We start from the raw sequence: 18,022 nt of genomic DNA, 5'->3' as shown, positions 1-18,022 counted from the left end.
AGGGGCGCGGCTACCCTGCTGGGGTGAGTACGAAGCCCACCCCCACCGAGTCCGCCGTCCCCGCCGCGCTGCCCCGCAGGCTGACCGCGGCCGCCGCGCTCACCGCGCTGGAGGGGCTGGCCCTGGCCGGGCCCGGCGTCGCCGATCTGTACACGGGGGTCGCCGGGGGCGCCGACCCCGTGCAGGCCCTCACCGGCGGGGTCACCCTGCTGGTCCTGGCCGCGCTGCCGCTGGTCGCGGCGCGCGGACTGCTCCTGCGCCGCCGCTGGAGCCGCGGCCCGGCGCTGATAACCCAGCTGATGTCGCTGCCGGTCGCCTGGATGCTGTGGGGCGCGGAAGGGGCGATGAAGGCGGCCGCCGTGGCGCTGGCCCTGACCGCGGTGGCCGTCACGGCCCTCCTGGTGAACCCCAAGGCGACCGAAGCGCTGGGCATCGGACCCGCGGAGCAGGCCCGATAGCCCGTACGACCGGCTTTTTCCACGAGGCCTTCCACTCCTCGGCCTACTGCTCGGCCTACTCCTCGACCAGGAGCTTTTCGCGGAGCTGGGCCAGGGTGCGGGCCAGCAGCCGGGAGACGTGCATCTGGGAGATGCCGACCTCCTGGGCGATCTGCGACTGGGTCATGTTGCCGAAGAACCGCAGCAACAGGATCCGCTTCTCGCGCGGAGGCAGTCCTTCGAGCAGCGGCTTGAGGGACTCGCGGTACTCGACGCCTTCCAGTGCCTCGTCCTCCGAGCCCAGGGTGTCCGCGACCGCCGGCGACTCGTCGTCGGTGTCCGGGACGTCCAGCGAGAGCGTGCTGTAGGCGTTGGCCGATTCCAGGCCCTCCAGCACCTCCTCCTCGGAGATCCCCAGCCGTTCGGCCAGTTCGTGCACCGTGGGGGAGCGGCCGTGCTGCTGGGACAGTTCCGCCGTCGCCGTGGTCAGCGAGAGCCGCAGCTCCTGCAGGCGCCGGGGGACCCGTACGGCCCAGCCCTTGTCGCGGAAGTGGCGCTTGATCTCGCCGACCACCGTGGGCGTGGCGTACGTGGAGAACTCGACCCCGCGGTCCGGGTCGAAGCGGTCCACCGACTTGATCAGACCGATGGTGGCGACCTGGGTCAGGTCGTCCAGCGGCTCGCCGCGGTTGCGGAAGCGCCGGGCCAGGTGCTCGACCAGCGGCAGGTGCATCCGTACGAGCCGGTTGCGCAGCTCCGCCTTCTCCGTCGAGCCGTCGGGCAGCGCCCGGAGCTCGATGAACAGGGCCCGCGCGCCGCTGCGGTCGCGCGGATCCGGGAGTGGCAACGGCGCGGTGAACACCGGGGCCGCGAAGGCTCCGGGGGTGTCCGCGGCAGATGCGTCCGTGGACGGTGTGTCCGAGGCCGGGGTCACCGGCGGGGCCGTGGCAGCGGCCCCCGGTGGCTGGACCGGCAGTGTTTGGTCGTGCTGGTTCTCGCTCACAGGGCCCGCCCGTCGCTCCGCCGAGTCCAAAAAGCCGTTTTCCGCATCCGTGTCAGCCGGGTGCGGCCGGGCGTGCTGCTGCTCCGGAATGCCGCCGTCGACCTCGTGTCCTACCCGGGGCCGATCCCCGCCCCGCACCGGGACCTCCCCGCCGCTCACGCCGGGCCTGGTCCCGCGCCGCGCTGTTTGTAGAGGCTGATGCTCACCGTCTTGTTCTCCTCGACCGTGGCCTCGACCTTCCCGGCGAGTGCCGAGAGGACCGTCCACGCGAACGTGTCGCGCTCCGGTGCCCGGCCGTCGGTGGTCGGGGCGGAGACGGTCACCTCCAGCGAGTCGTCGACCAACCGGAAGACGCAGCTGAGGACGGAGCCGGGCACGGCCTGCTGGAGCAGGATCGCGCAGGCCTCGTCCACCGCGATGCGGAGGTCCTCGATCTCGTCGAGGGTGAAGTCCAAACGTGCCGCGAGGCCGGCCGTGGCCGTCCGCAGCACAGACAGGTAGGCACCCGCAGCGGGCAGCCGGACTTCCACGAAGTCCTGGGTCCCGGGCTCGCCTGCGATCTGGGACACCCTCACCTCCAAGGTGGTACGAGCTCTGTTCGCCGGTGACGCTATCGCGATCCGGGCGATCGTGTCGCGGCACCCCTGTCGGAGGGTGCAGAACCCCTTTGAACTTAGCTGCACAGAGCTGGCCGCGAGGCCGTACCTGCGACCAGTGACTGATGGTAAGCCCATGGGGACGCACAGTGGCTAGGGGTCTGCGGGCCCAAATCAGGGGAACCGGCGGAGGGTTGATCTACCCCACTTCAGACGATCGAACCGTCGACAAAACACCATCGCCAGGTCTCACCCGGTTCGAAGCTGCGCATCACCGGATGTCCGGTCTCCCGGTGGTGCGCCGTGGCGTGCCGGTGGGGCGAGGAGTCGCAGCAGCCGACGTGCCCGCACCCCAGGCACAAGCGGAGCTGGACCGGATGGCTGCCGAGTGCCAGACATTCGGGGCAGGTCTGGGCAAGCGGGACCGGCTCGGGGCGCGGCAGTTCGGGAACGTGGGTGCACTCGCTCATGATGGCCAGCGTACTGAGGTGCGGGCGCACGGGATGACATGACTCAAGCGAGGATGATCTTCGATGGAGGTATTGCCGCTGGTGGCGCTGGTCGCCGGCTGTGCGGTCGTCGCGGGCCTGGCCCGCCGCACCCCGGTGCCCGCGCCGCTTCTGCTGGTCGCCGCCGGACTGGCCGCGGCCTACGTGCCGGGCGTGCCCGAGTACGGCCTGGACCCGCACATCGTGCTGCCCCTGCTGCTCCCGCCGCTGCTCTACACGGCCGCGGTGGACAGCTCGTACCTGGACCTGCGGGCGAACATCCGGCCCGTGGCGCTGCTCTCCGTGGGGTACGTGCTCTTCGCGACCGTCGCCGTCGGGTACGCGGCGTACCTGCTGGTGCCGGGGCTCTCGCTGCCGGTGGCACTGGTGCTGGGGGCGGTCATCGCCCCGCCCGACGCGGTCGCGGCGACGGCCATCGCCCGCAAGCTCGGACTGCCGAACCGGATCACGACCATCCTCCAGGGTGAGTCCCTGGTCAACGACGCCACCGCGATCACCGCCTTCAAGGTCGCGCTGGCGGCGGCGGTCGGGGCGAGCGCCGGCTGGACGGACGGGATCCGGGAGTTCCTGCTGGCCTCGGTCGGCGGTGTCGCGGTCGGCCTGCTGCTCATGGTCCCGATCCACGTCCTGCGCACGAAGCTGCGCGAACCGCTCCTGCAGAACACCCTGTCGCTGCTGATCCCCTTCGTGGCCTACGCGGCCGCGGAGCGGGTGCACGCGTCCGGAGTACTGGCGGTCGTGGTGGTCGCGCTGTACCTCGGGCACCGCAACTGGCAGGTCGACTTCGCGACCCGGCTCCAGGAGGAGGCGGTCTGGAAGGTGGTCGCCTTCATCCTCGAATCGGTGGTCTTCGCGCTGATCGGGCTCCAGTTGCCGGTGGTGCTGCAGGGGCTGGGGGAGTACGAGGGCGCGGCCGCGGCGGGCTACGCGGTGGTCGTGTTCCTCGTCGTGGTGGCGGCCCGCTTCGCCTGGGTCTTCCCGGCGACGTTCCTGCCGAGGCTCTCGCCCCGGATCCGCGCGCGCGAGCCGGAGACGAGCTGGAAGGCGCCGGTCATCGTGGGCTGGGCCGGCATGCGGGGCGTGGTCTCGCTGGCGATCGCCTTCTCCGTGCCGGTCGGCGTGCCGCACCGGAACCTGATCCTCTTCCTGACCTTCACCACCGTGATCGGCACCCTGGTGGTCCAGGGCCTGACCCTGCCGCCGCTGATCCGGCTGCTGCGGCTGCCGGCCAAGGACACCCACGCCGAGACCCTGGCGGAGGCCCAGGCCCAGAGCGAGGCCTCGCGGGCGGCGGAGGACCGCCTGACGGAACTCCTGGCCTCCCCCTCGAACGCACTGCCGCCCCCACTGGCGGACCGGCTGCGCACGGTGCTGGAGCGGCGGCGCAACGCCGTGTGGGAGCGGCTGGGCGAGGTCAACGCGGTGACGGGGGAGTCCGCGGACGACGTCTACCGCCGCCTGGCGGGGGAGATGATCGCGGCGGAACGCGAGGTCTTCGTCTCCCTGCGCGACGCCCGCCGCATCGACGACGAGATGCTGCGGGCCCTGCTGCGCCGCCTGGACCTGGAGGAGGCGGCGGCGTACCGGGAGGAAGCGGGCTGAGGCCGGGCCGGAGGGCAGCCGGGGGCGGGGCCGGGGGTGGGGCTTACGGGCGGCCCGTGACGACCGCCGCCAGGGCGGTGCCGCGGGGGAAGGCGCCCGCGCGGGTCAGGTCGAGCAGGGCCCAGAGGAGCTTCGCCACGTAGATCCGCTCCACCGGCAGGCCGTGGCGGGACTCGAAGTCCGCCGCGAACTCCGCCAGCCCGGCGGGGACGCGGCCGTAGCCGCCGTGGGCGTAGCCCTCGGCCAGCGACCAGTCGCCCGCCGGACCGCCGAACGCGGCCGCCTGGAGGGAACGTATCTCCGCCTCCAGGAAGCCGCCCCCGACCACCGGAACTCCCAGCGCCCGCCCGCCCGCGCCGAGCCCCGCCGCCAGCCCGGCCAGGGTGCCCCCGGTGCCGCAGGCCACCGCGGCCACGTCGCAGGCACCGCTCAGCTCGCGGCCCAGCTCGGCGCAGCCGTGCAGCGCGAGCGCGTTGCTGCCGCCCTCGGGGATCACGTAGGCCCCCTCCGCGCCCGCCAGTGCGGGGAGCCCGGCCTTGTCCCGGTAGGCCGACCGGGTCACGAAGTGCAGCCGCATGCCGTCCGCCGCGCACCGGGCCAGCGAGTCGTTCAGCGGCCGCCCCGCGAGCTCGTCCCCCCGTACGATCCCCACGGTCGCCAGCCCCAGCAGCCGGCCGGCCGCGGCGGTGGCCCGGAGGTGGTTGGAGTAGGCCCCGCCGAAGGTCACGAGCTCCGGGTGTCCGCCCGCGAGGGCGGCCCGCAGATTCGGCGCGAGCTTGCGCCACTTGTTGCCGGGCAGCTCCGGATGCACCAGATCGTCCCGCTTGAGCAGCAGCCGGACCCCGTGCGCCTCGAACCGCTCGTCGCGGACCTCCCGCAACGGCGAGGCCGGGCGGGGGCGCAGGATCAGCTCGGGGCCGGCGTCGGGGCGTGTGCCGGTGCCGGGGTCGACTGGATGTTCCACCCGCCCATTGTGTGCCGCTGTGTTCCGCGCCCGCGCAGGGAGGGCGGGGAGTCAGTGCCGGCGGGTGTCGGCTCCAGACCCTCGAAGAGGGTTCCCGGTCACCGCCCTCGGTCCACCACGCCATGGTCTCCCTGCTGTACGGCGGCCGGCCGGGCGGTCGGCCGGGCCGTCGGCCGGGGGCTACTTCAGGCGCTCCTCGACGCGGGTGCGCATCGAGGCCATCGTGAAGCCCTTCGGGTCGATCTTGCCCGGGCGCCATTCGAGGTGGCCGATGACCGAGCGGGCGGTCCAGCCGTGGGCGCGGCACAGGGCGGCGGACGCGCGGGCCATGGCGTCGAGTTGGGGGGCCGGCCAGGGGTCCTCGCCGTCGCCGAGGTTTTCGCATTCGAAGCCGTAGAAGTGGCGGTTGCCGTCGGTGTTCGCGTGCTGGTCGGGCGGGAGGCGCTTCTCGGCGATCACCGCCGCCAGGACGTCGGAGTCGCCCGCGCCGGCGTGGTTGGTGCGGCCGTGGCCGACCAGGTGGACCCGGCCGTCCTTGGTGATCACGCCGTGGCAGAGCGGGCCGGGGAGGGCCGCGTCACCGTCGCGGCAGAGCCTGACGGTGTACGCGGTCCCGTGCGTGACGGTGTGGTGGAGCATCACCCCGTGCACCGGGCCCCAGGGGCCCTTGTGGTTGCGGTTGCGGGTGCGCCAGCCGCCGACTTCGACGACCGTCAGGCCCTCGGCCTTCAGGGCGCCGATGAACCGGTCCGCGGACAGGGGTACGGACATGACCGCCTCCTTTTGCTGTGAGTAGTCACTCGGTTACTCAACGCTTAATGGAAGCGGTCATTCCGTCGCAAGGGCGCGCACCCGGCGCACGGTTCACGCCGAGGCGAGCCAGAGGTCGGGGCCGAAGACCTCGTAGTGGATGTCGGCGGGGGCGACGCCCTTGGTGATGAGCTGTTCGCGGGCCGCCCGCATGAAGGGGAGGGGGCCGCAGAGGTAGGCCTTGGTGCCGGGGGCGACGGGGATGGCGGCGAGGTCGAGGCGGCCTTCGTGGTCGCCGGGCTCGGCGTCGGCTTCGTACCAGAAGTGGGCGGCGGCGTCGGGGAGTTTGGCGGTGAGGTCGCGGTGGCCGGTGCGCAGGGCGTGGTCGGCGGGGGAGCGGTCGGCGTGCAGGACGGTGACCGGGGCGGTGTGGGCGGTGTCGGCGAGGTGTTCCAGCATGGAGAGCATCGGGGTGCAGCCGATGCCCGCCGAGGCGAGGATGACGGGCGCGGTGGTGTCCTGGAGGACCAGGTCGCCGTAGGGGATGGAGACGCGCAGGGTGTCGCCGGTGCGGATGTGGGCGTGGAGGTGGTTGGAGACCTCGCCGTCGGGGCCGGTGGCGGCGGGGCCGTGGACCCGCTTGACGGTGATGGAGCGGGTGGGGGAGCCGGGGGCGCTGGAGAGGCTGTACTGGCGGATCTGGCGTGCGCCGTCGGCCAGTTCGACCTGGACGGAGACGTACTGGCCCGGCTTGAACGACGGCGCCGGGGCGTTGTCGGCGGGGGTGAGGTGGAAGGTGGTGCAGTCCGCGGTCTCCTCGACGCGGGCGGCGACCGTCCAGGTGCGCCAGACGTCGCCGGCGAGGACCTGCTGCTCGGCGTAGAGGCGTTCCTCGATGGTGATGAGGGCGTTCGCCATGAGCCAGTAGACCTCGTCCCAGGCTTCGGCGACCTCGGGGGTGACGGCTTCGCCGAGGATCTCCACGATGGCCTCGAAGAGGTGCTTGTGGACGATCGGGTACTGCTCGCGGGTGACGCCGAGCGAGGCGTGCTTGTGGGCTATCCGGCCCAGCATGACGTCGGGGCGGGCGTCCGGGTGGTCCACGAGGTGAGTGGCGAAGGCGGCGATGGAGCCGGCGAGGGCCTGCTTCTGCAGGCCGGCGTTCTGGTTGCCGCGGTTGAAGAGGTCGCGGATCAGTTCGGGGTGGGCCGCGAAGAGCTTCCCGTAGAAGAGCTCCGTGATGTCGCCGATGGCCGCGCCCACGGCGGGCAGGGTGGCTCGTACGGTCGCGGTCGACTTCTCGGAAAGCATCGGGTGACTCCTCGGGTCGGGATGGGTCGCAGAACTGGAATGTGAGATGCGTATTTATGGGCAGGGTTGCGGGCGTCTGCAGTGATACGGATCTCTGTTCGAAGTGTCTATGGACGTCAGGCTATGCGGGCCCGGTGCCGGTGCGAACCGGCCATCCGGCCTGCGTCGTCAGGGTCTTCCGGCCCCGGTCGATCCGCCCGAAATGCCCAGCAGGAGCGGCCCGGTCGGGGCTGCGACCAGGTCGTTCACCGTCAGCGGGTCCAGGGAGGCGAAGAAGGCCTCCTGGGCCCGGCGGAGCGCCCCGCGCAGGATGCACGCGCTCCGCAGTGGGCATGCGACGGCGCCGTCGCAGTCCACGACGTCGCCGGCGCCCTCCAGCTCGCGGACCACCCCGCCCACCGAGGCGGCGCGCCCGGCGGGGGTCAGGGTGAGGCCGCCGCCGCGTCCGCGGCGGGCTTCGACCAGACCGAGATGCTGCAGCTTGGCGACCACTTTCGCGGTGTGGGTGTACGGGACCTCCATGGTCGCCGCCACGTCGCGGGTGGTCGGGAGGTCCGCCTCCGCGACGGCCAGACGCATCAGGACGCGCAGGGCGAGGTCGGTGAATCGGGTCAGCCGCATGGGTCCAGCGTAGAAAACTTGCATCCACCGTGCAAATTTAAACGGCGGCCGCCGTGCGGATGGCTGAAACGAGTGGGGTCCAAGTGTCCCGTGGGGCGGGAGTTGAGCTCAAGAGAGTGCCCAGCCACGGACGGAGTAATCCCACCCTTTTGTGTAATGGTCCGACCACGGTCCGTGCTGAAAGGCTCCTTCCGCAGATTCATGGAGTGATCGAAGGGAAAATTCATGTCGGTCCAGGCAGGTTCCGAATCCGAGACCCAGGCACCGCAGCGCAGTCTGGGGACATCGGCCGCGCGGAACTTGGCAACCACGACCAAGTCCGCGCCGCAGATGCAGGAGATCACCTCGCGGTGGCTCCTGAAGATGCTCCCCTGGGTGTCCGTCCAGGGCGGCACGTACCGCGTCAACCGGCGGCTGAGCTACTCCGTCGGCAACGGCATCGTGGAGTTCATCAAGACCGGCACGCAGGTCCAGGTGATTCCGGCGGAGCTGGGGGAGCTCCCGGTTCTGCGCGACTACGACGACCCCGACGCGCTGGCCGAACTCGCCGCGCGCTGCCACCAGATCGACTTCGAGCCGGGCCAGGAGCTCACCTCCTTCGGCAGCCCCGCCGACAAGGTGTTCCTGCTCGCCCACGGGCGCATCGACCAGATCGGCCCCGGTCCCTACGGCGATGACGCCGTCCTGCAGACCGTCGCCGACGGGGCCTTCTTCGGCGAGGGCTCCCTCGTCGACGAGGAGGCCATCTGGGAGTACACCGCCCGCGCCGCCACCGCCGGCACCGTGCTCGTCCTCTCCCGCCAGGACTTCCAGATCCTCGCCGACCGCGTCGACTCGCTGCGGGCGCACCTGGATTCCGTACGGGCCCTGCCGGAGCAGCGCACCAACAAGTACGGCGAGGCCGCGATCGACCTCTCCGCCGGCCACCAGGGCGAGGCCGTGCTGCCGGGCACCTTCGTGGACTACGAGGCCCGGCCGCGCGAGTACGAACTCTCCATCGCGCAAACGGTTCTGCGCGTCCACACCCGAGTCGCCGACCTGTACAACCAGCCGATGAACCAGACCGAGCAGCAGCTCAGGCTCACGGTCGAGGCGCTGCGCGAGCGCCAGGAGCACGAGATGCTCAACAACCGCGACTTCGGCCTCCTGCACAACGCCGACTACGACCAGCGCATCCAGTCCCACGACGGCGCGCCCAGCCCCGACGACATGGACCAGCTGCTCAGCATGCGGCGCGGCTCCAAGTTCTTCCTGGCGCACCCCAAGGCCATCGCCGCCTTCGGGCGCGAGTGCAACAAGCGCGGGCTGTACCCGGAGTCGGTCGAGATCGGCGGGCACCGGGTGCCGTCCTGGCGCGGGGTCCCGATGTTCCCGTCCAACAAGATCCCGATCAGCGACGCCCGTACGACCTCCATCCTCTGCATGCGCACCGGCGAGGACGAGTCGGGCGTGATCGGCCTGCACCAGCCCGGGATCCCGGACGAGATCGAGCCGAGCACCTCGGTGCGGTTCATGGGGATCAGCGAGCAGGCGATCATCTCCTACCTGGTCACCACCTACTTCTCCGCCGCGGTGCTGGTGCCGGACGCGCTCGGCGTCCTGGAGAACGTCGAGATCGCCCGCTGGAGCTGACCCGGCCGGCTCCGGCGCCGACGCCGGGGCGATGGGCACGAGGCAGGACGGGACAGGACGGGACGGAGCGCACACGCCATGTCGACCACTGAGGCGATCACCACCAGCGAGGGGCAGGAAGCCGCCGTCCTGCTGGAGCGGACGAGGGAAACGGTCAACCCGGAACTGCGCCGGACCGTGGAGAGCCTGCCGGGCTCGATGCGGCACGTGGCGATGTACCACTTCGGCTGGGAGCGGGAGGACGGCACCCCGGCGGCGGGCAGCGCCGGCAAGGCCATCCGCCCCGCCCTGGTGCTCGCCGCCGCGCAGGCCCTGCGCGGGGACGGGTTCGCCGCGGAGGCCGTACGGCCGGCCGTGGCCGTGGAGCTGGCGCACAACTTCACGCTGCTGCACGACGACGTCATCGACAAGGACGTGCGCAGGCGCGGCCGGCCGACGGCCTGGACGGTCTTCGGCACGTCGGACGCGATCATCACGGGCGACGCCATGATGGCGCTCGCGCTGCGGCTGCTCGCCGAGGACCCGCACCCGGCCTCGGCGGCCGCCTCGGCGAGGCTCGCCGCCTGCATCGTCGAACTGTGCGCGGGCCAGCAGGCGGACTGCGCCTTCGAGCAGCGCCACAGCGTCTCGCTCGACGAGTGCCTGACCATGGCGACGGCCAAGACGGGGGCCCTGCTGGGCTGCGCGTGCGCGCTCGGCGCGCTGTACGCGGGGGCCGGCCCGGACGAGGTCGACGCCATGGACGCCTTCGGCCGGGAGGCCGGGCTGGCGTTTCAGCTCATCGACGACCTGATCGGCATCTGGGGGGACCCCGGCCACACCGGCAAACCCGCCGGGGCCGATCTGCTGGCCCGCAAGAAGTCCCTCCCGGTCGTGGCCGCCCTCACCTCGGGCACCGCGGCGGGGGAGGAGCTGGCCGCGCTGTACGCGGGCCCCATGACCGGGGACGACGTGGGCAGGGCGGCCGCGGCGGTGGAGCGGGCCGGCGGGCGGGACTGGGCGCAGGCCCATGCCGCCGACCGGATGGGGCGGGCGGTGCAGCAGCTGTCGCGGGCCGTCCCGGACCTCGGGGCGGCGGGCGGACTGCTGGCGCTGGCGGAGTTCGTGACGCGGCGTACGAAGTAGCCATGTAGGGGCGAGGGGGAAGCCCCGGAGGCCTGTTCCGGCACCGCACGGTGCCGGAACGGGCCTTTCTGCGTCGGTGGGTCAACTCTAGGATCGCTCACGGTTGTTGACGCGTGAGTGAAGTGAAGGGTGTGACCCATGGTGCTGGAGATACGTCAAGCCGGTCAGTCGGACCGGGATGCCGTGGCGCGGCTGCTCGACGAGGCCTTCCGCAGCGATCCGGTGAGCAGCTGGGTGTTCCCGGACCCGGAGCACCGGGCCGCGGTGCACGGGAAGTTCCTGGGCGTCTTCGTGGACGTGGCGCTGGCCGAGGGCCGGATCGACTACGCGGCGGACGGTTCGGCGGCGGCGCTGTGGCTGCGGATCCCGGCGGGCGATCCGGACGCCGAACACGTCGAGGACGAGGTCCCGGCGAAGATGCGGGCCGTGGCCGACCCGGACAACGAGCGGTGCGAGCTGGTGGGCAGGCTCACGGGCGCCGTGCACCCGATGGCGGAGGAACACGAGTACCTGCTGATGATCGCGGTCGCCCCGGGGCGGCAGGGCGAGGGGCTGGGCACGGAGCTGATCCGGCCGGTGCTGGAGCGCTGCGACCGCGAGGGCGTGCCGGCGTACCTGGAGGCGAGCAGCGAGCGCAGCAAGGGGCTGTACGAGCGGCTGGGCTGGCAGTTCACGGGCGAGGCGGTGCGGCTGCCGGACGGGCCGCTGATGTGGCCGATGTGGCGCAAGCCGCAGTGATCCCGATCGCCGGCGGATGATCCCTTGCCAGACCACTTCACCTGAAGTACTTTGATCGACGTGCCTCAATGGGGGTGCACTGTCGAACGGAAGAGAATCGCTTGCGCAAGCTCACGTACTTCGTCGCCACCTCGGTCGACGGCTTCATCGGGGCCCCGGACGGCGACGCCGACTTCATCTACAGCCACCTCGACGGCGAGTTCATCGATCACCTCAAGGCCGAGTACCCGGAGACCATCTCCGCCCCGGGGCGCGCCCAGCTCGGGATCGCGGACGCCGAGCCCAAGCACTTCGACACGGTGCTCATGGGGCGCGGCACGTACGAGCCCGGCCTCAAGCTGGGCCTGACCAGCCCGTACGGGCACATGCGCGAGCAGTACGTGGTCTCGCGCTCGCTCACCACCGCGCCGGACCCGGCGGTCCGGCTGATCGAGGGCGACCTGGTGGGAGCGGTCCGGGAGCTGAAGGCCCGGGACGGGCTCGGCATCTGGCTGTGCGGCGGAGCGGACCTCGCGGGGCAGCTGATCGACGAGATCGACGCGTTCGTCGTCAAGACCTACCCGGTCTTCGTCGGCACCGGCATGCCGATGTCGCGCGCCGGGTTCGGGGCGCGCCCCCTGGAGCTGACCGGGTTCAAGGCCCTCGGCGGCGGCCAGGTCGTCACCTCGTACGCGGTCAAGCGCTGACCCTTCTGCGGCGTCCGGCTGCCGGCCCGCCGAAGCGGCGAAACCGGCCTACCGTGGAGGTATGGCCGGTGAACAGCGGGAGCAGCAGGCGCACGGGACGGTCGCCCCGCGGGCCGGGCACGACCAGCAGTCGTGCCCGGCTTGCGGGAGCCCCGTCGACACGATGGTGGGACGGCGCAAGTCCCTGGGGATCTTCGTCCCGGCGTGGACCCCCGGTCCCTGCCGGAACCGGGAGTGCACGGCGTACGAGCCCGGGTACGAGGAGCCCCGGGCCGAGGAGCCCCGGGCCGAGGGGTCCCCGATCGAAGGGTCCCCGATCGAAGGGTCCCGGGCCGAGGGGGCCTAGCCCTTCGCGTCCAGGCCGGACGCGACGAGGCCGTTCGCCCACAGCTGGTTGACGCGCGAGCGCTCGGCGGAGTTCGGGTTGGCGTTCTGGCAGGAGGTGCCGGGGCCGCCGCCGGACATCAGCTCGCTGCACGGGCCCGAGTAGTGGTCCGGCAGACCGAGCACGTGGCCGGTCTCGTGCGAGGTCACGCGGGTGGAGTTGTACTGCTGGTTCTGCCGGTAGTCCAGGAAGATGTAGCCCTGGCCGTGGCCGTTCGTGCTCGCGTACGAACCGCGCGAGTCGTTGCCCTCGTAGTACGCGAAGTTCCCGCCCGAGGACACCTCCTGCAGTTTGACGTTGGTCACCGAGCTGTTCCAGATCTGCGTGGAGCGCGCTATCTGGGTGCGGAAGCTCGGCGCGTTGCGGGTGTTGTAGGTGACGGTCACGGCCGCCAGGCCCGGGGTCGCGGCGCGCTGCTGGGCCACCGAGCGCTGCACGGCCTCGAAGAAGGCGCGGTTGGCGGCCTGGTTCTCCTTCGACTGCTCGTACGCGGCGTACGTGCTCGGGCTGCCGGCGCCGGCGGAGGCGGTGGCGGTCGTGCCCGGGACTACGGCGCCGAGGACGGCGGCGATGCCGAGGCCGACGGCGGACAGAGTGGTCTTGCGGGAGTGGCGCATGTGGGGGACTCCTGCTCATCCGGTGCTGTGGGGGGTCGTTCGGTACCGGAGTCTGCGGGAGCGGGAGGGGGCGGCGGATGATGTCAGACCCCGATAACGCCGGGCTATCGGGGGGATTTCGGAAGCCCAACTACCGTGAGAATGGCGGGATTCGAGGGGATACCGGTTACTGGTGCGGTCGGCTCGCACCGGCCTACTCTCGGGGCATGGAGCTTGAGGTCAGGCACCTGCGCGCCCTGTGCGCCATCGCCGACGCCGGCAGCCTGCACAAGGCCGCCCGGCAGCTCGGCGTGAGCCAGCCCTCCCTGACGACCCAGCTGCGGCGCATCGAACGCGCCCTGGACGGGGAACTGTTCCTGCGTGAGCGCACCGGATGCCGGCCGACTCCCTTCGGGCGCACCATACTCGGGCGGGCGCGGCCGCTCCTGGCCGAGATGGCCGCCCTCGTCGCGGAGGCCCGGGCGCTGTCCCAGGGGCCCCGGCTGCGGATCGGCTCGACGGCCAGCCGCGCCCTGCCCGGCTGGCTGCGGCGGCTGCACCGGCGGCTGCCCGACACGGAGACCGACCTGATGGTCGACGTGTCCGCCAACGCGCTGCTGCGGATGACGGCCGCGGGCCGGCTCGACGTGGCCTTCGTGCACGAGGTGGAGGGCAGCCCGCTGCGGGTGCCTCCCGGACTGGAGTTACGGGTCCTGATGGAGCGCGAGCCGCAGTTCGTGTCGATGTCCCGGGACCATCCTGCGGCGGCCCGCTCGGTGGTGGAGCTGCGCGACCTCGCCGCCGACCGGTGGACCGTGGACCCGTCGGTGGACGGGGAGTGGGACGGCCTGCGCCGGGTCCTCGCGGGCGCCGGCCTCGACCCGCAGCTGCTGCACGCCGATTACCACACGGCCGCCTCGCTGATCGTCTCCGGCGAGGCCGTCGCCCCCTGCCAACCCACCTCAGGACCGCGCGAGGACATGGCGATCCGGCCGCTCTCGGGCGACCCGCTCGCCGTACGCCTCCTCCTCGCGACCCGCCCCGGGGTGCACGCGCAGGTGTCCGAGGGGGTGTACGAGGACCTCCGCGCGGCCTACCGCGAAGCGGCCCTGGGCACTCCCCCCTACCGCGCCTGGCTGGCGCGCAACGCGAGCCCGCTGCTGGCGGCGTAGGGCGGGGTCCGGGCGCCCCTGCCGAGACGCCTAGTCGTCGGTGGCCCCGGGGGCGAGGGCGGGTGAGGGGAAGGCGAAGCGGGCCTCGGCGCCCTGCCACCACGCGCCGATCGCGAAGACCGCCGTGGCTTCGAGCAGCCGGGCCCGGTCGAGGCCCCCGCAGGGCAGCGGGGTGCAGCCCATGGAGGTGACGAGCGCGCTGGTGATCCGCAGCGCCTCGGGGGAGTCGGTGCAGAAGGGCACGGAGAGCGGGGCGCCCTCGAAGGAGGGGTCGTCCAGTGTCCAGATGCTCTCGTGCACCAGCCCGAACACCTTGACGACGTGCGCCCCGGGGACGGCTCCGGCCAGTCGGGAGGCGCCGTCCCCGGTCAGCGTCGGGCCGCCCTCGCCCGGCGCCATGGGGACCGTGCAGTCGAGCAGGACCCGCCCGGCCAGGACGGGCCCGAGCGGCGCGGCCACCTCGGCCGCCACCTCGGCGGGCAGGGCCAGGAGCACGGCTTCGCCGTGGGCCGCGGCCTGTGCGAGGGTCCCGTACCCGCCGGCGCCGGTCCGCCGCGCGGTGCGGGCGGCGGCGGTGGCGTCGCGACCGCCGATGTACACGTCGTGCCCGGCGCGCACCCAGGCGCCGCCGAGGGTGGTGGCCATTGCTCCGGTACCGAGGATTCCCATGCGCATGCCGTGTCTCCGAGTCCGAGTGGGTGGAAGGGGGGCTCGGGACGAAGCCAGGCGGGTCGATGCACACCGTCCGGTGTGCATCGGGAAGGCAGGATGGAGCCATGGACCGGGATGGACCGGATCGGCGGGATCGGCCCGAAGGTCCTGAACGAGGCGCTGCGCCGGCTGGAGTCCAACGGCCTGGTGGAGCGCCGCGCTTATGCGCAGGCCCCGCCGAGGGTGGACTACTCCCTGACGGAGCCGGGCGAGGCCTTGCTGGTCCCGATCCGCGCGATGGGCGCCTGGGCGCCTGGGCGTCGCGCCACGCCGACGCGGTCCTGGCGGCCCAGGAGCGGGCGGACCGGGAGCGCGCCGGCGCCGACCGGCTCTAGGCCCGGCGGCGGGCCCGGTCGTAGGCCAGGGCGGCCGCGCCGTGGGTCACCAGGACGGTGCCCGCGGCCAGCCAGCCCGGGCTGCGGCGGCGGGCCGCCCACATCATCAGGGGCGCTCCGACGGCCAGTTGGGCCGTGCCCGCCAGGCGGGCCTTGGGGCCCCGCAGCCACGGGCCCAGCGGGCTGTCCTCCACCACCGCGAGCTCCGCCCGGACCGTGTCGCGCCAGCCCGCCCACTCCACCCGCTCCGCCGCCGGGGCGACGCGGGCCGCCTCCCGCAGCCGGTCGGCCGGTTCGCCCGGGTTCAGGCCCGCCGGCAGCGCCAGCCCCGCGCGGGACAGCAGCGCGATGACGCCGAGCAGCCGGGACTCGCCGTCCGCCGCCGCGTCGGGGCGGGTGAGGCGCTCCAGTTCCTCCAGGTCCAGCACCGGGTCCAGTCCGAGCCGCGCCGCCAGCACCCGCATGGCGTCTGCGTCCGGGGCGTCCCGCTCGCCGTGCGGACGGCCCGCCGCGTCCCACTCGTAGGCCGCGGACCGGCGGAATCCGGAGGACAGCACGAAGCCGGTCCGGCCCTCTTCCCACCACAGGCTCAGCACCGGCCAGTTGGAGCTCAGCGCGACCGCCGCACCCCAGCCGGCCAGGACTTCGGCCACGGATTCCGCGCCGCCGATCCAGGGCTTGGCCTCGGGCACCAGCACGCTCCATTCGCCGGCGGGGGCCAGCAGCAGGCGTTCGCGCAGGATGTGCGCGGCGGGTCGGGCGGCGAGGGGTTCGGCGCGGCAGAGCAGGAGTCCGCCCGCCGTGGTGTGGGAGATCGACATGCCCACACGCTAAGCCAAAACGCCCCAAACTGATGATTTTGGATCATCCTGACGCGCTTGACTTCCCTCAACCGCGATATATCGTGTTGGTCAGAAGACGCGATATGTTGCGTGCATGTACGCCGAGGAGGGTCAGCACCATGGCAGAGGCAGCGCGGGATCCGCAGAGTCCGCAGACTCCGCAGGAAACATGGTCGGTCGCCGGACCGCAGAAGCTCGCCTTCGAGGAGCCGGTGACCGAGGTCCGCGTCCGGATGGCCGGCGGCACGGTCAATGTGGTCGCCGCCGATGAGGGCCCGGCCCGCCTCGAGGTCTCCGAGGTGGACGGGCCGCCCCTGCACGTGGTGCAGGAGGGCGGGACCCTCACCGTCTCCTACGAGGACCTCCCCTGGAACGGCTCCCAGGGACTCAAGCAGTGGTTCGAGAGCAAGCCCTGGAAGGCCTGGTCCACCTCCGCCTCCGGGCGCAAGGCATGGGAGCGCAGCGCGACCGTGACCCTCACGGTCCCGGCCGCCACCCGCGTGCAGCTGGCCACCGTCAGCGCCACCGTCTTCGTCTCCGGCATCGACGGCGGCACCGACATCCACGGGGTCTCCGGAGACACCACGCTCGTCGGCCTGTCCGGCCGGGTCAAGGCGCACACCGTCTCCGGCGGGGTCGAGGCCCAGTCCGTGACCGGCGAGCTCGGATTCCACTCCGTGTCCGGCGGCCTGACGGTCGTCGACGGCGCGGTGGGCAACGTCCGGGCCGACTCGGTCAGCGGCGACATGCTCATCGACCTCGCCCTCGACGACCGGCCCGCGCCCCGGCCGGTCGACATCTCCCTCAACTCCGTTTCCGGGCAGGTCGCCATCCGCCTCCCGCACCCGGCCGACGCCCGGGTCGAGGCCAACACCGCCACCGGCGGCGTCTCCAACGCCTTCGAAGACCTGCGGGTCTCGGGCCAGATGGGCGCCAAGCGGATCACCGGCACCCTGGGCGCCGGCACCGGCACCCTGCGCGCCACCACCGTTTCCGGCTCCATCGCGCTGCTGCGCCGCCCGGCGGCGGACCCGTCCGGCGCCCCGGCCGCCCCGCTCGCGCTCGACAAGAAGGTGCTCTGACATGCCGCCCGTCTTCGCCCACGGCCGCCTCCGCCTCTACCTCCTCAAGCTGCTCGACGAGGCCCCGCGCCACGGGTACGAGGTGATCCGGCTGCTGGAGGAGCGCTTCCAGGGGCTGTACGCACCCTCCGCCGGCACGGTGTACCCGCGGCTGGCCAAGCTGGAGACCGAGGGCCTGGTCACGCACGCGAGCGAAGGCGGGCGCAAGGTGTATTCGATCACCGACGCGGGCCGTGCCGAACTGGCCGACCGCGGCGGCGAACTGGCCGATCTGGAACTGGAGATCCGCGACTCGGTCTCCGAACTGGCCGCCGAGATCCGCGCCGACGTGAGCGGCGCGGCGGGCGACCTGCGGCGCGAACTGCGGGCCGCGGCCAGCGCGTCGGCCACGCAGGTGGAGGACGAATCCTGGAAGGCCGCCAAGGAGGAGCTCCGCAAGGCCAAGGCCGAGTGGAAGGAACAGGCGCGCCGGGCGAAGGACGAGAGCCGCCGGGCTCGTGAGGAGGCCCAGCAGGCACGCCGTCAGGCCAAGGAGGCGCAGGAGCGGGCCCGCGAGGAGGTCCAGCGGATCGCCGGCCAGCTGCAGGAGCAGTTCGCGAAGTCGGGCGGAGTCCTGGGCAGCCTGGCGGGAGCCTGGCTCGGCGGCTCCGGCGCTACGACGAACCCCACGGCCCCCACGGCCCCCACCGCTCCGTCGGCCGCCGCCCCGTCGGCCGCGCCCGACACGGACTGGGCTCGGGACGTACCGACGACGGGTGACCCGGCCCGTGACCTGGACCGGCTGCTGGACCGCTTCCGCGACGACATCCGCGACGCGGCCCGCGACCGGGGGATCGGCGACGACCAGCTGGCGCAGGCCCGTAGCCACCTGGCGGACGCGGCCGCCCGTATCGCCTCGGCCCTCGGCCCTCAGGGCTGAGGCGAT

Annotated in this window: 20 protein-coding genes and 1 pseudogene; 11 read left to right on the top strand and 10 right to left on the bottom strand. The window is 72.7% G+C overall.

The window, feature by feature from the left end:
* Nucleotides 1-23 precede the first annotated feature (23 nt).
* On the top strand, nt 24-458 hold the full coding sequence (locus tag OG276_RS11715; protein ID WP_266904639.1) for a hypothetical protein: 435 nt from the start codon (nt 24-26) through the stop codon (nt 456-458).
* Between the two features lie 55 nt (nt 459-513).
* Here OG276_RS11715 and OG276_RS11710 read toward each other — a convergent pair whose 3' ends face one another.
* The 3 genes from OG276_RS11710 to OG276_RS11700 all read right to left on the bottom strand — a co-directional run bounded on the left by OG276_RS11710 (nt 514) and on the right by OG276_RS11700 (nt 2,506).
* A complete protein-coding gene (locus OG276_RS11710) occupies nt 514-1,599 on the bottom strand; it encodes an RNA polymerase sigma factor SigF (RefSeq protein WP_266904637.1) in 1,086 nt (361 codons plus the stop codon).
* Nucleotides 1,596-2,009 (bottom strand): anti-sigma regulatory factor, encoded by a 414-nt coding sequence (locus OG276_RS11705; RefSeq protein ID WP_214949331.1) that lies wholly within the window; start codon nt 2,007-2,009, stop codon nt 1,596-1,598. The genes OG276_RS11710 and OG276_RS11705 overlap by 4 nt, the downstream gene beginning before the upstream one ends.
* Nucleotides 2,010-2,245: 236 nt before the next feature.
* Nucleotides 2,246-2,506 carry a UBP-type zinc finger domain-containing protein gene (locus OG276_RS11700; RefSeq protein WP_250750367.1) on the bottom strand — a complete coding sequence of 87 codons (261 nt, stop codon included), beginning with the start codon at nt 2,504-2,506 and terminating at the stop codon, nt 2,246-2,248.
* A gap of 63 nt (nt 2,507-2,569) precedes the next feature.
* On the opposite strand from OG276_RS11700, the gene OG276_RS11695 reads away from it, so the two are divergent.
* Nucleotides 2,570-4,147 carry a Na+/H+ antiporter gene (locus tag OG276_RS11695; protein ID WP_266904632.1) on the top strand — a complete coding sequence of 526 codons (1,578 nt, stop codon included), beginning with the start codon at nt 2,570-2,572 and terminating at the stop codon, nt 4,145-4,147.
* Between the two features lie 43 nt (nt 4,148-4,190).
* On the opposite strand, the gene OG276_RS11690 is transcribed toward OG276_RS11695, so the two are convergent.
* The 4 genes from OG276_RS11690 to OG276_RS11675 form a co-directional block, all read right to left on the bottom strand.
* Nucleotides 4,191-5,111, bottom strand: a complete 921-nt coding sequence (locus OG276_RS11690) for a 1-aminocyclopropane-1-carboxylate deaminase/D-cysteine desulfhydrase (protein ID WP_266904630.1) — start codon at nt 5,109-5,111, stop codon at nt 4,191-4,193.
* Between the two features lie 180 nt (nt 5,112-5,291).
* Complete coding sequence (locus tag OG276_RS11685) at nt 5,292-5,882, bottom strand: N-acetylmuramoyl-L-alanine amidase (RefSeq protein WP_266904628.1); 591 nt, start codon at nt 5,880-5,882, stop codon at nt 5,292-5,294.
* Nucleotides 5,883-5,975: 93 nt separating this feature from the next.
* Nucleotides 5,976-7,172 carry a globin domain-containing protein gene (locus tag OG276_RS11680; RefSeq protein WP_266904626.1) on the bottom strand — a complete coding sequence of 399 codons (1,197 nt, stop codon included), beginning with the start codon at nt 7,170-7,172 and terminating at the stop codon, nt 5,976-5,978.
* 168 nt (nt 7,173-7,340) lie between these two features.
* Nucleotides 7,341-7,793, bottom strand: coding sequence for an Rrf2 family transcriptional regulator (locus OG276_RS11675; protein ID WP_266904624.1), 453 nt, complete (start codon nt 7,791-7,793; stop codon nt 7,341-7,343).
* Between the two features lie 225 nt (nt 7,794-8,018).
* Here OG276_RS11675 and OG276_RS11670 point away from each other — a divergent pair, with 225 nt between their 5' ends.
* The 5 genes from OG276_RS11670 to OG276_RS11650 all read left to right on the top strand — a co-directional run bounded on the left by OG276_RS11670 (nt 8,019) and on the right by OG276_RS11650 (nt 12,320).
* Nucleotides 8,019-9,425 carry a family 2B encapsulin nanocompartment shell protein gene (locus OG276_RS11670; RefSeq protein ID WP_266904622.1) on the top strand — a complete coding sequence of 469 codons (1,407 nt, stop codon included), beginning with the start codon at nt 8,019-8,021 and terminating at the stop codon, nt 9,423-9,425.
* Between the two features lie 78 nt (nt 9,426-9,503).
* Nucleotides 9,504-10,550 carry a family 2 encapsulin nanocompartment cargo protein polyprenyl transferase gene (locus OG276_RS11665; RefSeq protein WP_266904620.1) on the top strand — a complete coding sequence of 349 codons (1,047 nt, stop codon included), beginning with the start codon at nt 9,504-9,506 and terminating at the stop codon, nt 10,548-10,550.
* 138 nt (nt 10,551-10,688) lie between these two features.
* The gene (locus OG276_RS11660; protein ID WP_266904618.1) at nt 10,689-11,288 is read left to right on the top strand and encodes a GNAT family N-acetyltransferase; all 600 of its coding nucleotides are present in this window, start codon (nt 10,689-10,691) and stop codon (nt 11,286-11,288) included.
* 101 nt (nt 11,289-11,389) lie between these two features.
* Entirely contained in the window at nt 11,390-11,974 is a 585-nt protein-coding gene (locus OG276_RS11655; protein WP_266904616.1) for a dihydrofolate reductase family protein, read from the top strand.
* Nucleotides 11,975-12,035: 61 nt separating this feature from the next.
* Nucleotides 12,036-12,320, top strand: coding sequence for a hypothetical protein (locus OG276_RS11650; protein ID WP_266904614.1), 285 nt, complete (start codon nt 12,036-12,038; stop codon nt 12,318-12,320).
* Here OG276_RS11650 and snpA read toward each other — a convergent pair.
* Nucleotides 12,317-12,976 carry a snapalysin gene (gene snpA, locus OG276_RS11645; RefSeq protein WP_266904612.1) on the bottom strand — a complete coding sequence of 220 codons (660 nt, stop codon included), beginning with the start codon at nt 12,974-12,976 and terminating at the stop codon, nt 12,317-12,319. The genes OG276_RS11650 and snpA overlap by 4 nt on opposite strands.
* Nucleotides 12,977-13,182: 206 nt before the next feature.
* On the opposite strand from snpA, the gene OG276_RS11640 reads away from it, so the two are divergent.
* Nucleotides 13,183-14,127 (top strand): LysR family transcriptional regulator, encoded by a 945-nt coding sequence (locus tag OG276_RS11640; RefSeq protein ID WP_266904610.1) that lies wholly within the window; start codon nt 13,183-13,185, stop codon nt 14,125-14,127.
* 30 nt (nt 14,128-14,157) lie between these two features.
* Here OG276_RS11640 and OG276_RS11635 read toward each other — a convergent pair whose 3' ends face one another.
* Nucleotides 14,158-14,802: an NADPH-dependent F420 reductase gene (locus OG276_RS11635; RefSeq protein WP_266904608.1), complete on the bottom strand. Its 645-nt coding sequence runs from the start codon at nt 14,800-14,802 to the stop codon at nt 14,158-14,160.
* Between the two features lie 93 nt (nt 14,803-14,895).
* Between OG276_RS11635 and OG276_RS11630 the strand changes: the two are divergent.
* A pseudogene (locus OG276_RS11630) lies at nt 14,896-15,030 on the top strand (winged helix-turn-helix transcriptional regulator); the annotation flags it as partial.
* 139 nt (nt 15,031-15,169) lie between these two features.
* Here OG276_RS11630 and OG276_RS11625 read toward each other — a convergent pair.
* Entirely contained in the window at nt 15,170-15,988 is an 819-nt protein-coding gene (locus tag OG276_RS11625; protein ID WP_266912718.1) for a hypothetical protein, read from the bottom strand.
* A gap of 146 nt (nt 15,989-16,134) precedes the next feature.
* Here OG276_RS11625 and OG276_RS11620 point away from each other — a divergent pair, with 146 nt between their 5' ends.
* Together OG276_RS11620 and OG276_RS11615 are read left to right on the top strand one after the other, a co-directional pair.
* The gene (locus OG276_RS11620; protein ID WP_266904606.1) at nt 16,135-17,097 is read left to right on the top strand and encodes a DUF4097 family beta strand repeat-containing protein; all 963 of its coding nucleotides are present in this window, start codon (nt 16,135-16,137) and stop codon (nt 17,095-17,097) included.
* Nucleotide 17,098: 1 nt separating this feature from the next.
* On the top strand, nt 17,099-18,016 hold the full coding sequence (locus tag OG276_RS11615; RefSeq protein WP_266904604.1) for a PadR family transcriptional regulator: 918 nt from the start codon (nt 17,099-17,101) through the stop codon (nt 18,014-18,016).
* The last annotated feature ends 6 nt before the right edge of the window (nt 18,017-18,022 follow it).

Origin of the sequence: Streptomyces sp. NBC_00086, from assembly GCF_026343255.1 — a bacterium.
GTDB lineage: Bacteria > Actinomycetota > Actinomycetes > Streptomycetales > Streptomycetaceae > Streptomyces.
This window is presented reverse-complemented; position numbering and strand designations above follow the sequence as displayed.